Raw genomic sequence first — 13,915 nt, 5'->3', positions numbered from 1 at the left:
CTGATAAAGATAGAAAAAGCCGTACCCTTGGGTGCGGCTTTTTTGTATCTAGCGGCTGTGCTACATTGCCAGCATCAATAAAAAAGAGGACAAGTAGTGGAATATCTTTTTGAATACGGATTATTTTTAGCCAAGGCCCTGACCGTGGTGGTCGCGATTGGCATAGTCGTTGCGCTTATAGTCGGTGCAAGCTCTAAACCAAAAGGTAAAAGCGGTTCGTTAGAAGTCACTGATTTATCAGAGCAAATGCAAAATGTTAAAGATGACTTTCTTGCTAATACACTGGATAAAAAAGAACTAAAAGCGCTGCACAAAGAGCAAAAAGCAGCTGAAAAAAACAAAGAAGAGAGTGCGTCGAAAGGGAAAGTCTATGTCATCGACTTTAAAGGCTCTATGGATGCGCACGAAGTGGAGAGCTTGCGCGAAGAAGTCAGCGCTGTGCTGATGTTGGCCGATAAAGACAAAGACCAAGTGCTCGTTCGTTTAGAAAGCGGTGGTGGAGTTGTCCATGGCTATGGCCTTGCTGCATCGCAATTACAACGCATCAAAGCCGCAGAAATTAAACTGACAGTAGCCATCGATAAGGTAGCAGCCAGTGGTGGCTATATGATGGCGTGTGTCGCCGATGAAATCATTGCAGCGCCATTTGCAATCGTCGGTTCAATTGGTGTGATTGCACAGATCCCTAACTTCAACAAGTTACTGAAAAAGAATGATATTGATTATGAACAAATTACCGCTGGGCAATACAAGCGTACGCTTACCTTGTTCGGTGAAAACACCGATGATGGTCGCGCCAAATTCAAAGAAGAAATAGAGCAAACGCACACCTTGTTTAAACAATTTGTGTCTCAGAATCGCCCAAATATGGACCTAGACACTGTCGCAACAGGGGAGCATTGGTTCGCGCTGGATGCTAAGGACAAAGGTTTAGTCAATCGAATCAATACGAGCGACGACGAGCTTATTTCTTTGGCTGCAGAGCGACAGGCATATAAGTTAGCGTACAAGCAGAAAAAGGGGTTCGCTGACAAATTAGCAAAGAACCTAGCTATCACCATAGAGTCCGTGGGCATGAGATTGTGGAGCCAAACTCAGCGTCTCAAACCATAAGCTTAATGTAAAAAAAGCCCCGCATGTAGCGGGGCTTTTTTATGCTTATCTAAAGCGCCTTTTAGCTTCGTGCTTTAGGTTTGTATTCTTCCAGCTCTTTAGCGGATTCCAAATCGTTGAATACGGCTTCATCTAATTGATCTTCAGACTTAGCAACTACGAGCGTCACCATACAGTCACCAGTAACGTTTACAGCCGTACGAGTCATGTCGAGAAGACGGTCAACACCGATGATGATAGCGATACCTTCTACAGGTAATCCAACTTGATTCAATACCATGGCCAACATAATCAAGCCAACGCCAGGAACACCAGCCGTTCCGACAGACGCTAGGGTGGCCGTTAGAATCACCATTAAGTAGTCAGAAATTGTTAAATCAACGCCAAAAACCTGAGCAATGAATACCGTCGCACAACCTTGCATAATCGCTGTGCCATCCATATTGATGGTGGCGCCAAGCGGCACGGTGAACGAAGCCACAGAGTTGCTGGCACCAAGCTTTTTAGTCGCAGTTTCAAGGGTAACCGGCATTGTCGCGCTTGAGCTTGATGTGCTAAATGCAAATAAACACGTGTCTTTCATTTGCGCCAAGAATTTAATAGGGCTTAAACCGGTAAACAATTTGAAGATAATTGAATAGTTAACAAGGCCATGTATTGCTAGCGCAACGAGTACAACACCGAAGTACTTGGCAAGGCTTAAAATTAGGCCAAATTCTATCGTTGTAAAGAGCTTCGCCATTAGACAGAACACCCCATAAGGCGCAATGTTCATTAGCAAAGTAACAAGTTTAAGGATGACGTTGTTTAAGTCTTCGAATACCGCACTCAAACGTTGACCTGCTTCCCCACTCAGTGCCATAGCTACACCAAATAACAAGGCAAAGACAATTACCTGCAGCATGTTGCCGCTGGCCATTGCATCAATTGGGTTGGTCGGGAACATACCAATGATTACTTGCGCTAATGTAGGTGCTTCTTTGGCATCAAAAGACGCGTCAGACGGTAAAGTGATCCCTTCACCTGGGTTTACGATGAGCGCGACAGTTATAGCAACAGTTATCGCAATTGCGGTTGTGCTTAAGTATAAGAGTAGAGATTTACCACCTAGTCGCCCTAATGTTTTTGGGTCACTTAAACTGCATGTGCCGCAAACCAGCGAAACAAACACTAAGGGAACTACCAACATTTTCAAACTAGCGATAAATATTTGTCCGCCGATGTGGAACAAGCCATCAACAAAAAAACCTTTAACAGGCATTGCGAAAAGGCCTAAATTGAGCAGTAATTCTTGCTCCCCACCGAGAATGGCTTTGAATAGGAAACCCACTAAAATCCCGAGCACCATACCAATCATAATGCGGCTGGTGAGGCTTAATGAACCTTTAGAAGACATAAACAACATTCAACTTGATTATAATATTTTGCTATAGCCTATCAGCGAAAATCTCTTAATGCAGCGAAAAACGATAACTTTTTTTAGAAATGGATACGTATTTTAGTAAGCTTGAGTTAATATTAAGTAAATAATTTAAAATAAATAAACGTTAGGGAGAGTTAAATGCGTTTTATTCGATTACTCAGCGCTGCTTTGCTAAGTATGTTTCTTGTCGCTTGTGGCGGTGGGGGAAGCTTGGGAGAGAGTGATGGTGGAGACACGGGTACAGGTGGTGATGGCGGTGGTAACACTGTTATTACTTATAGTGTTTCGATTGAATTTGAAGATCGCATCGTCACCTTTGACGAGCCTTTAGAAATTACAGCAACTGTTACTACTTCAGATGGCAACCCGGTTGCAAGTCAAGTTGTATCGTTTGAAACATCGCTAGGTAGTTTTGATCCCTCAACAGGTACAGCCAAAACAAATGCTGACGGTGTGGCGACAATCATGCTTGAAGCTGGGACTGTTGAAGGTGCGGGGACTGTAGTTGCGACCTATGAAGGTGCATCAGCTAAGCTAGGTTTTGAAACCGCAGGTGACGAACCAGTTAGTACCACTGATGGCGCTGAACTCAGTATCCGCATTCTACAAAACTGTCCTACAGGTTGGCGAAATGTAGACAGAACAACTGTGGAACTAGACCCTTCAGAGTGTGAATTTAACGATAACTTATCTTCTGAACCAGCTATTCTCTTCGTAAAAGTAACTCGTGAGAACTCTTCTACACCAATTCGTGGTGCCGTTATTACTGGTTCTACTACGAAGGGGCGCATTTTAGAACAAGACGGTCAATCTAGAACTGACAACTTCGGCATAGCGCTTCTTAATCTGTCTGCGGGTAATGATGATGGTACTGGGCAAGTAACCGTCAACGTGCTTGATGCGTCACAAACAGCTTCATTCGAAATCAATGCTGTTCAAGTAACTTTGAGCCTAGATACAGGTCTAGCAGATGGTGAAGTTCTCGCGGCCGGCTCTACGACTATTGTTACTGCCAGCCTTGCACTTTCGACAGGCGAAGTGTTTACAGTCCCTGTTGACGTTAGTTTTTCATCCGCTTGTTCATCTGCAACTCCTGCAACTGCGTCAATAGATGAGACTGTTACGAGTATTGGTGGTGTGGCAACAGCAACCTATCGTGCTAATGGTTGTAACGGCAACGATCAAATTACAGCCACGTTAAGTACTGGTGAAACTGCGTCTGTTACTCTTCCAGTTGCTGCGGCTGAAACGGGTTCGATTGAGTATTTGGGTGCGTCTGATGCTGTTCTTGCTATTAAAGGCACTGGTGGTCAATCGCTCAAAGAAACCAGCGTGCTATCGTTCCGTCTTCTAGACGTAAATGGCAATCCAGTTCCCCAGCAAGAGATGAATTTCGCTCTCGCTCAGAACCCAGGTGGTGCAACGTTAGACAGCACTTCTCAGTTCACAAATAATTTAGGTGAAGCTTATGTTACGCTACGTTCAGGCCTAACCTCAGGTGTGCTGAAAGTAAAAGCTTCACATCTTAAGGTGACAAGTGATTCTGAAGAGTTACTAACCTCACTCTCAAATGGTGTAACTGTGACGACAGGTGTTGCTGACCAAAATAGCTTTACATTATCTGCTGAACAGCTAAATCCTGAAGCATTGAATCGAGCGAATGTTGTCGTTGATTTAACTGTGTTAGCTGCAGACAAATACAATAACTTCGTTCCCGATGACACTGAAGTGTACATCACTACTGAAGGTGGTGCTGTTGGTACAATCGACGGCCAGAGCATGTCAGCGCAATTATTATGTCGTACCGTAGACGGTGAGTGTAATGCTCAGTGGCGTAGTCAAAACCCGATCCCTTATCACCACAGTATTTATCAAAACAGCGTGGGTGATAAATGTGACCGTTGGTTCGGTGAAGCTGCTCCTTGTAGTTACGGGATTGTTGAGGCGCGACTTGATGCTGATGGAAATTTAGAAAGTTACGTTGGAAGTGATGGTAATGATTTGCCTCTCGAAGACGGATATTTAGCTCCAATTGATCGTCCACTTGGCGGGCGTTCTACCATCGTTGCTATTTCAACTGGTGAAGAAAGCTTTGTTGATTTAAATAACAACGGTCGTTTTGACTCTGGAGAGTTTGACCCCGTGCTATCTGATTTGTCAGAAGCCTTCATTGATAACAATGAAAATGGTGTGTATGACGGCACAACTGCACCTGCAAACCCAATTGATTCAAACGGTGGGGAAAATGAGACCTTCTTTGACAAGGAGTCTAATGACAGCATTGACGGTCAATTCAATCTAGGTAATGGTGTTTATAATGGCTTGTTATGCCAAGACGAAACCAATGACAACTGCTCACGAGATTTGGTGGACGTTCGCGATAGTCTAGTAATGGTTATGTCAGGTAGCACAGCTTATTTTCGTGCAGTGACACCGATGACAAACGATTGTCAGGAATCACAATACATTACACTTGAAGCGAGTGATACTGCGTCTCAATGTGATATAAATTACGTAAGTATCACAGCAGATTCACCATACGCAATCATTTCTGTAAAGGTGTTGATGAGTGATGTACATAACAACCCGTTACCTGCAGGAACAGAAGTAATTATTAGTTCTGACAACGGTATTGTTAGCGGTCTTACTAACTTTGTAGTACCAAGCACTAATCAAAGAACTCCGTTATCTATGGGACTTACAATCTCGCGTGAAACCGAGCCAAATAAAAAGTCTGTTGGTAGTCTTAGAATTAGCTACACGACTCCAAGTGGTTTGACTGGTGCACAAACACTAGTAACAATCGAAGATGATGGGTGATAAACCTTTCCTTTGAAATGAAAAATGCCAACCCCCCGGTTGGCATTTTTGTTTTTATTCCTATATATTTGCGCGGCATTAATATTTGAGTCAGTTTTATATATAGGGCTGGCGCTTAGATCCAAGCCATAAATCGGTTAAAAAATCACTGATTGACTAAAAGTTTGGTGTAAAAGCTTGTAACAATAGGTGATTGTAGATATACCTATATTTATTCGTGCCCAGGACAAGGGCAGTCACAATATAAAAGAGATGGGTCAACTTAGACTATTATGGGCAAATCGCTAGTCATTGTAGAGTCTCCTGCAAAAGCAAAAACAATTAATAAGTACCTAGGCAAGGATTACATTGTTAAATCCAGCGTAGGCCACGTACGCGACTTACCAACCTCTGGTTCAGGTAAAGCCAAGGCACCTGCGGGGAAAACTCCTGCAGAGGTGCGTAAAATGGCACCCGAAGAAAAAGCTGCGTATAAAAAGAAGCGAGACTATCAAAACCTAGTCGCTCGTATGGGTATCGATCCTGAAAAAGGATGGAAGCCACATTATGAAGTGCTTCCTGGCAAGGAAAAGGTTGTTCAGGAACTTAAAAAGCTCGCTCAAGATGCTGACGAAATCTATCTCGCAACCGATTTGGATAGAGAAGGGGAAGCCATTGCATGGCACCTCGAAGAAATCATTGGTGGCGATAAAAGCAAATACAAACGTGTTGTTTTTAATGAAATCACTAAAAATGCGATTCAACAAGCCTTCTCTAATCCTGGTGAATTAAACACGGACATGGTTCAAGCGCAGCAAGCCCGACGCTTTTTAGACCGTGTAGTGGGCTTTATGGTATCCCCGCTGCTGTGGCAGAAAGTGGCCCGAGGATTATCGGCAGGTCGTGTCCAATCCGTAGCGGTTCGTTTGCTGGTAGAGCGTGAACGTGAAATCAAAGCGTTTATCCCACAAGAGTTTTGGGATATCCATGCTGATGTCAGTGCTAAAGCCGATGCATTACGTTTACTGGTGACAAAACAAAACGGCGAAGCATTTAAGCCTGTCAATAAAGATCAAGCGCATGCGGCGACAACTGTGCTGCAAAACGCGCAATATCGCGTGAGTGATGTAGAAGAAAAGCCAAGCAAGAGTCGTCCAAGTGCGCCATTTATTACCTCAACGATGCAACAAGCAGCTAGTACACGTTTAGGATATGGCGTAAAGAAAACCATGATGCTAGCTCAGCGACTGTATGAAGCGGGTTACATTACGTACATGCGTACTGACTCAACTAACTTATCGCAAGACGCTATCTCAATGTGTCGTGATTACGTTGCTCAGAATTACGGTGACAATTATTTACCGGAAAACCCTAACGTATACAGTACCAAAGGTAATGCGCAAGAAGCACACGAAGCAATTCGACCTTCTGATGTGAAGGTGCTTTCTGGCCATGTTGAAGGCGTTGATGCTGACGCGAAGAAATTATACGAATTGATTTGGCGTCAATTTGTGGCATGCCAAATGGTGCCAGCACAATATGACCTGACAACTGTGCGTGTGGCAGCTGGTGAGTTCGAACTCAAGGCTAAAGGGCGAGTATTACGATTCGATGGTTGGACACGTGTGCAACCTGCTGTGCGTAAGAAGAATGAAGAAGAGCAAGCGTTGCCTGCGCTTAAAGTGGGTGATGAACTTACTCTGGTTGAGCTTGACCCGCAACAGCACTTCACTAAACCGCCTGCACGTTACGGTGAAGCCAGTTTAGTTAAAGAGCTTGAGAAGCGTGGCATTGGTCGTCCGTCAACGTACGCTGCTATCATCAGTACCATTCAAGACCGCGGTTATGTGCGTGTTGAGAATCGTCGTTTCTTCGCGGAAAAAATGGGGAAATCGTCACAGACCGCTTGGTGGAAAACTTTACTGAGCTAATGAATTACGATTTCACCGCGAAAATGGAAGAACGTCTTGATGACATCGCTGAAGGTGAGCGCCAGTGGACGCAAGTGTTAGATAATTTCTACACGGATTTCAGCACACAATTAATGGTTGCTGGCGGTGACGAATCTGAAGGCGGTATGCGCCAGAATCAGATGGTTGAAACGGACATTGATTGTCCAACGTGTGGCCGTAAAATGGGTATACGTACCGCGTCAACTGGTGTGTTCTTAGGTTGCACAGGCTACAACTTGCCTCCGAAAGAGCGTTGTACCACAACCATGAACCTCACTCCGGGTGAGGAAGCGGTGAACGCCGATGAAGTTGAAGACGTCGAAACGTCGACGTTGATGCAGATGAAGCGCTGCCCTAAGTGTGAAACCGCGATGGACTCATATTTAATTGATGAAGGGCGCAAACTGCATGTGTGTGGTAATAACCCTGGATGCAGTGGTTATGTGATTGAACAAGGACAATTTAAGCTCAAAGGTTATGACGGTCCTATTATCGAATGTGACAAGTGTGGCTCGGATATGGAGCTTAAAAATGGTCGCTTCGGTAAATATTTCGGTTGTACTAACGAGGAGTGTAAAAACACTCGTAAGCTTCTGAAAAATGGTGAAGCTGCGCCACCGAAAGAAATCCGGTGCATCTACCTGAGCTTGAGTGTGAAAAGTCGGAAGCTTATTTCGTTTTACGTGATGGTGCTGCGGGTATTTTCCTTGCAGCGTCTACGTTCCCGAAATCGAGAGAGACACGTGCTCCGAAAGTGGAAGAGTTACAACGGTTTAAAGACCGTATCTCAGAGAAGTTCTACTACTTAGCAGATGCACCTGCACATGACTCAGATGGGAACCCTGCGATAGTTCGATTTAGTCGTAAAACCAAGTCTCAGTACGTGATGACCGAAGTCGATGGCAAGGCAACAGGATGGAAAGCCACCTACGAACACGGTAAATGGGTTGTCGAAGAAAAGAAAAAGGCACCCGCAAAGAAAGCGAAATAACATAAAAAAAGCCGCTCACTGAGCGGCTTTGTTATTTCCCCTAGGCTTATTTAGTTAAGCGGTTATTTGATATCTACTTTCTCAACCGTTTGATAACCAGCTGCTGTCAACTCGTCATTCACACAGTCTAAAACGTACTGATACAAGCTTTGCTCATCGATGTCATCTTCCTTGGCCCAGTCTAAGCACATCTGCGTGTACTCCGTGACTGTTTCTGTGGGGGCGACTGGTAAATCATCGTTCGCATAGGCATTCGTTAAGCCGATAGCAAATAACACACTTAAAAGTTGGCGTTTCATTGTTCATCCTAATGAGTGGAAACTGCCGCTATTTTTAGCTCAGCATCACCACTTAGGAAAGTGAGATATTTTTATCGTTAAGATGAGTGTTTTAATGAATTTTGTTCACAGTAATGAAAGAACCCAATGTGCGTCAAATACCCAGCTTATAGGTCATATAAAAGCCCAGATTAATAACGGATAGAAGGAATGGGCCTGCTGCAGAAATAAAAAAAGCACTCGAAAAAGAGTGCTTTGTTGTCTCTAATGACAAGGGAATTAAATCTTTGCGAACCAACAACCGAAGCTAGGGAGCGTTAGTGTGTTGCCCTCTAACGAGCCTGTTACATGACTGGTTGCGTCTAAAATAGTGCTTGGTGTGCTATTTAAAGCAATTTCAGCCGCGTTTTCACTGAGATTAAAGTAACACAGGACCGTCTCACCTTGGTGACGACGTTCGAACGCTAATACCGGCTCAGGTGTATCGATAAAGTGAATATCACCTTCTATTAAACTTGGTTGTGTTCTGCGCCACTGCATAAATTCTTGGTACGCTTTAAGCGTTGATTGCGCATCTTGCGCTTGGTTGGTAACGTTACTTTGAACGTGCGCATCACTCACTGGTAACCATGGTTTTGCATCACTGAAGCCGGCATTCTCTTCTTTGCTCCAAGGCATAGGAGTGCGACAACCATCACGACCTTTGAAGTTTGGCCAAAAAGTGATGCCATACGGGTCCTGTAAGTCTTCAAATGCAACGCTTGCTTCACCGAGCCCCAATTCTTCGCCTTGGTACATACACACGCTACCGCGCAAAGAAGCGAGCAGGGCAGTGAGCATTTTTACTTGCAAAGGCTTTACTTGGTTATCCGATGACCAGCGACTCGCCACACGCTCTACGTCATGGTTGCTAAATGCCCAACACGGCCAACCTTCAAGCATGCGAGACTCGAGAGTTTCAACAGTGGTACGGATGTATTCGCTGCTGTAATCATTGGTCAGTAACTCAAAGCTATAACCCATGTGCAACTTGTCACCACCTGAGGTGTACTCAGCCATTGTTGCCAGTGAGTCTTCAGAAGAAATTTCACCTAATGCGACCGTGCCTGGGTACTTATCCAATAGCGCGCGAATATCGCGCATAAACTCAAGGTTTTCGGGTTGTGTGTTGTTGTAGTAGTGATACTGGAAAGCGTAAGGATTGTCTTCACTAAAACCACGGCCTTGGCGTTTTTCTTTTGGCTTAGCAGGGTTGTCGCGCAGTTGCGCATCGTGATAGCAGAAATTAATCGCATCTAGGCGGAAGCCATCTACCCCTTTTTTCAGCCAAAATTCAACGTTGTCCAATACAGCTTTGCGCACATCTGGATTATGGAAGTTAAGATCCGGTTGCTCTGTTAGGAAGTTGTGTAAGTAATACTGTCCTCGGCGTGGTTCCCACTGCCAAGCTGGGCCACCGAAAATAGATAACCAGTTGTTTGGTTGTGTACCATCTTCGTTTGCATCGGCCCAGACATACCAATCCGACATATCATTGTTTTGACTTTCGCGACTCTGGATAAACCAAGGGTGTTGATCGGATGTATGACTCAACACTTGGTCAATAATGATTTTAATATCGCGCTTGTGCGCTTCGGCTATAAGTTCATCGAAATCATTTAAATCGCCGAAGATTGGGTCGATGTCACGGTAATCGCTGATGTCGTAACCGAAATCCTTCATCGGAGACTTAAAGAAAGGCGAGATCCATACGGCATCGACACCTAGGTCGTTTATATAATCTAAGCGATTGATAATACCGCGAAGATCACCAATACCATCCCCATTCGTATCCTGAAAACTACGTGGATAAATTTGGTAAATAACCGCACCTTTCCACCATTGTGGGTTCGCCATGTGTCACTCCAGATGAACTTATATTAGTTGTACAGGCAAAAGAATAAGGCATGGTGTAAACGCTTGTAAAAGAACTGCATACGTATGCATGGTGTATACGTATGCAAAACTTATGCATTCAAGAGGGAGAAATGCGCTTAGATTAACCATAGCGGGTGAGTTTAAAATGTTTACCATTGTGAAAATAGGTAAATAGTATGGAAAGGTTGCTTCAGTGTAAGATGCACTGTAATTGGGCGTTTAAGTCACTTGTGTGCACCAAATTGGTGTGCTCAGCATTTGGTAAGACCAATTAACAGGGGTGTTTTTGCTGTGTGCCAAAGTGGGACGGTTATTTCACTAATTGCATCAAGTTCGATAATTTTGTTAACAAGTACCTGAGATTCAGCATTGGATATTTGCTTGTAAACGCAAGAATAAATTCTGCAGAGCTACAGCGCACGTGAGATGGCGTCGTGCCTGATATGGTGCTATGTATTATGTAACTCAAATGTAAATTTAATGAGCTTGCATAGTTCTGAATACGTATGCATAAATTTGTGATTAATTTATCACGAGAGTTAGTATTTTTTGTGACAACAACACGAGCCTTCTTGGTGCAGCGCTAACTTCCACCACGACGGCCACTAATTATGGTTAATTGGGATAAAACAGTATGTCTATGTTCAAACCAAGTTTGTTAACCCTGGCGCTTGTAAGCGCAGGTGTTGCCAGTACCAATGCTGCATATGCACAAGAGAACGATACACAAAATGCCGAAGAGCAAAAAGTAGAAGTGATTGAAGTGCGTGGCTTCCGCCGCAGTGTTGTAGAATCAATCAATACAAAACGCTTCGCTAATGAAGTTGTAGAATCAGTATCTGCAGAAGATATTGGTAAACTGCCTGACTCTTCAATTGCTGAATCAATCGCTCGCTTACCTGGTTTGACTGCACAACGTCTCGATGGCCGCGCGTCTCGCGTAAGTGTTCGTGGTTTTAGTGAAAATGAAAGCGCGACTACGTTTAACGGTCGTGAGCAGGTTTCAATCAGTGACAACCGCGGTGTAGAGTTCGACCTTTACCCTTCAGAAATTATGAGCGGTGTAACCGTTTATAAAACGCCAAGTGCTTCTATCGAAGCTGAAGGTATTGCGGGCGTTATCGACATGCAAACTGTTCGTCCACTAAGCAAAGGCGAGCAAGTTATTCAATTTAACGGTCAGTACGAGCAAACGAGCTTTGATAAACTGAATCCAGACGGCGACGACAAAGGTTTCCGCGGTACAGTTTCATACATTGACCAGTTCGCTGATGACACATTTGGTGTGGCGTTTGCCTACACTACAATGAGCTCTCCAAACCAAGAAAAACGTTGGAACTCATGGGGCTACCCAGAATTTACAGCGGATGATGGTAACACATACTCAATCTTGGGTGGTGCTAAGCCTTACGTTCGTTCATCAACGCTTGAGCGTGATTCAGCAATGCTTGTGCTTGAATATGCACCAACTAGCAACTTAAATATGGCGTTTGACGCACTTTATGTTGATTTCGTTGATGAAAAAATCCTTCGCGGTATCGAAGTACCGTTCGCATGGGGTCAAGGTTCTATCAGCCCTGAAAATGCCACTGTAGACCCAGACACAGGCTTCATCACGAGCGCAGTGACTGAAGGTCAGCGTGTTGTAGTGCGTAATGACTATGAAGAGCGTAAAGCAGAACTAACACAGTTCGGTTTTAACGTTGAGTATGTTGTAAGCGACGATTGGACCGTTGAATTTGACGTAAGCCGTTCAGAAGTTGACCGCCAAGTATGGAGTATCGAAAGCTACTCAGGTACAGGTCGTGGTGATACAAACGGCATTGCAGACAACCTAGGTTACATCTTTAACGGTGGTAACACAGGTGCACAATTCTCGCATCAGCTAGACTACAGCGATTATGACCTAATCCAACTTGGTGGCCCATTAACGTGGGGTTACAGTGCAGCGTTAAACAGTCAGTATGGTTTGACTGGTACGCCTTGGGAAAATACTGCACAAGACGGTTTCATCAACGCGCCTGAAGTGGAAGATGAGCTTTCAACGTTGAAACTTGCAGCCAGCAAAGTGTTGGATAATGCATACATCAGCGGTATCGACTTCGGTATTTCATACCGTGACCGTGAAAAGACTAAAATCTCTGAAGGTTACTTCCTAACGCTCGCTGATTTCTCAGTAAACAATCCAGGCACTGTAGTTGTTCCTGAAGAGTACCGCTTAGGTACTGCGGATCTTAGCTTTATCGGTATGGGCAATATGCTTGCGTATGATACACGTGCACTTGTTGCGGACGGTTACTATAACCTTCTACAAGAAAGCCTAACAGATTCTAAGCACTTAACTCGTTCTTGGACTGTACAAGAGAAAGTGACAGCGGCGTTTGTACAAGCGAACATCAATGCTGAAATGGGGTCGATTCCAGTAACGGGTAATGTTGGTTTACGTTATGTTCGTACTGAGCAGTCGTCTCAAGGTAATGCATTTAACGTCGTAGATGGTCTTGTTGTTGCTTCACCAACGGATATCAGCCACGATTATTCACATTTCTTACCAAGCCTAAACTTGAACTTTGCACTTGATGAGCAGCAAACACTTCGTTTCGGCGCGGCTAAAACGATTTCACGCGCACGTTTAGATGAAATGAACGCGTCAATCAGTGCGTCATATAACGCGACTCAGCCGGATGAGAATGGTAACTACTGGTCAGTATCTGGTGGTAACCCAAGTCTTGAGCCAAAAGAAGCGACTGGCGTAGATTTCAGCTATGAAAACTACTTCGCTGACGAAGGTTACTTCTCAGCAGCGGTATTCTACAAAGACCTTAATGAGTGGATCTTCGACGGTAACTACGACGTAGACATGACGGGTATTGCTGACCCTTCAACGGGTGAAATTCCAGCGAACAGCACAGCGACAGGCTCTGGTAAAATTAACGGCGGTGGCGGTGACCTTTGGGGTTACGAACTGTCTGTAGCATTACCATTTAACTTGTTCTCTGACTCGCTTGAAGGCTTTGGTTTACTAGCAAGCCACACTGCGGTTGAGCAAGACGTAGAAATGCCAAATGGCGAAGAGTTTGAATTACCTGGTCTTTCTGACAGCATTCAAAGCTTCACGCTTTACTACGAGCGTCACGGTTTCATGGCTCGTACAAGTATGCGTAAACGTAGTGACTTCAAAGGTGACATCTACGGTACTGGTTTCTCAACGGACCAAGTAAACATCGAAGGTGAAACAATTTGGGACGCGCAAATCGGATACGATTTCAGCGAGTCGGGCATCGCGGGTCTTGAAGGTCTAGAGATGACATTCCAGGTTCAAAACATCACTGAAGAGCCGTTTGTTTCACTACAAGGTGACAACTCATTGCAAGTACGTGACTACCAAGATTATGGTCGTACCTATTTGCTAGGCTTCAAGTATGAGCTATAACTCTTAAAT

6 protein-coding genes and 1 pseudogene are annotated in these 13,915 nt (G+C 44.4%); 4 read left to right on the top strand and 3 right to left on the bottom strand.

The features are described 5' to 3' along the window. Positions 1-96 precede the first annotated feature (96 nt). On the top strand, positions 97-1,113 hold the full coding sequence (gene sohB, locus ACH19P_RS10670; RefSeq protein ID WP_462158532.1) for a protease SohB: 1,017 nt from the start codon (positions 97-99) through the stop codon (positions 1,111-1,113). 61 nt (positions 1,114-1,174) lie between these two features. Here sohB and ACH19P_RS10665 read toward each other — a convergent pair whose 3' ends face one another. Then, positions 1,175-2,509 carry a dicarboxylate/amino acid:cation symporter gene (locus ACH19P_RS10665; protein WP_462158531.1) on the bottom strand — a complete coding sequence of 445 codons (1,335 nt, stop codon included), beginning with the start codon at positions 2,507-2,509 and terminating at the stop codon, positions 1,175-1,177. Positions 2,510-2,674: 165 nt separating this feature from the next. Between ACH19P_RS10665 and ACH19P_RS10660 the strand changes: the two genes are divergently transcribed. Together ACH19P_RS10660 and topA are read left to right on the top strand one after the other, a co-directional pair. Continuing rightward, the gene (locus tag ACH19P_RS10660) at positions 2,675-5,356 is read left to right on the top strand and encodes an Ig-like domain-containing protein (protein ID WP_462158530.1); all 2,682 of its coding nucleotides are present in this window, start codon (positions 2,675-2,677) and stop codon (positions 5,354-5,356) included. Between the two features lie 272 nt (positions 5,357-5,628). Further along, a pseudogene (topA, locus tag ACH19P_RS10655) lies at positions 5,629-8,278 on the top strand (type I DNA topoisomerase). Between the two features lie 62 nt (positions 8,279-8,340). Here topA and ACH19P_RS10650 read toward each other — a convergent pair. Together ACH19P_RS10650 and ACH19P_RS10645 are read right to left on the bottom strand one after the other, a co-directional pair. Further along, on the bottom strand, positions 8,341-8,577 hold the full coding sequence (locus tag ACH19P_RS10650; protein ID WP_462158529.1) for a hypothetical protein: 237 nt from the start codon (positions 8,575-8,577) through the stop codon (positions 8,341-8,343). A 258-nt stretch (positions 8,578-8,835) separates the two neighbouring features. After that, positions 8,836-10,452, bottom strand: coding sequence for an alpha-glucosidase family protein (locus tag ACH19P_RS10645; RefSeq protein WP_462158528.1), 1,617 nt, complete (start codon positions 10,450-10,452; stop codon positions 8,836-8,838). 655 nt (positions 10,453-11,107) lie between these two features. Here ACH19P_RS10645 and ACH19P_RS10640 point away from each other — a divergent pair. Beyond that, a complete protein-coding gene (locus ACH19P_RS10640; RefSeq protein ID WP_462158527.1) occupies positions 11,108-13,906 on the top strand; it encodes a TonB-dependent receptor in 2,799 nt (932 codons plus the stop codon). The last annotated feature ends 9 nt before the right edge of the window (positions 13,907-13,915 follow it).

Source organism: Pseudoalteromonas sp. GB56, from assembly GCF_054923835.1.
This window is presented reverse-complemented; position numbering and strand designations above follow the sequence as displayed.

Bases quoted from the DNA above. Each gene is read 5' to 3' on its own strand.
- ACH19P_RS10665 (WP_462158531.1), bottom strand. From the start codon at position 2,509: ATGTCTTCTAAAGGTTCATTAAGCCTCACCAGCCGCATTATGATTGGT.
- ACH19P_RS10640 (WP_462158527.1), top strand. From the start codon at position 11,108: ATGTCTATGTTCAAACCAAGTTTGTTAACCCTGGCGCTTGTAAGCGCA.
- ACH19P_RS10650 (WP_462158529.1), bottom strand. From the start codon at position 8,577: ATGAAACGCCAACTTTTAAGTGTGTTATTTGCTATCGGCTTAACGAAT.
- ACH19P_RS10660 (WP_462158530.1), top strand. From the start codon at position 2,675: ATGCGTTTTATTCGATTACTCAGCGCTGCTTTGCTAAGTATGTTTCTT.
- ACH19P_RS10645 (WP_462158528.1), bottom strand. From the start codon at position 10,452: ATGGCGAACCCACAATGGTGGAAAGGTGCGGTTATTTACCAAATTTAT.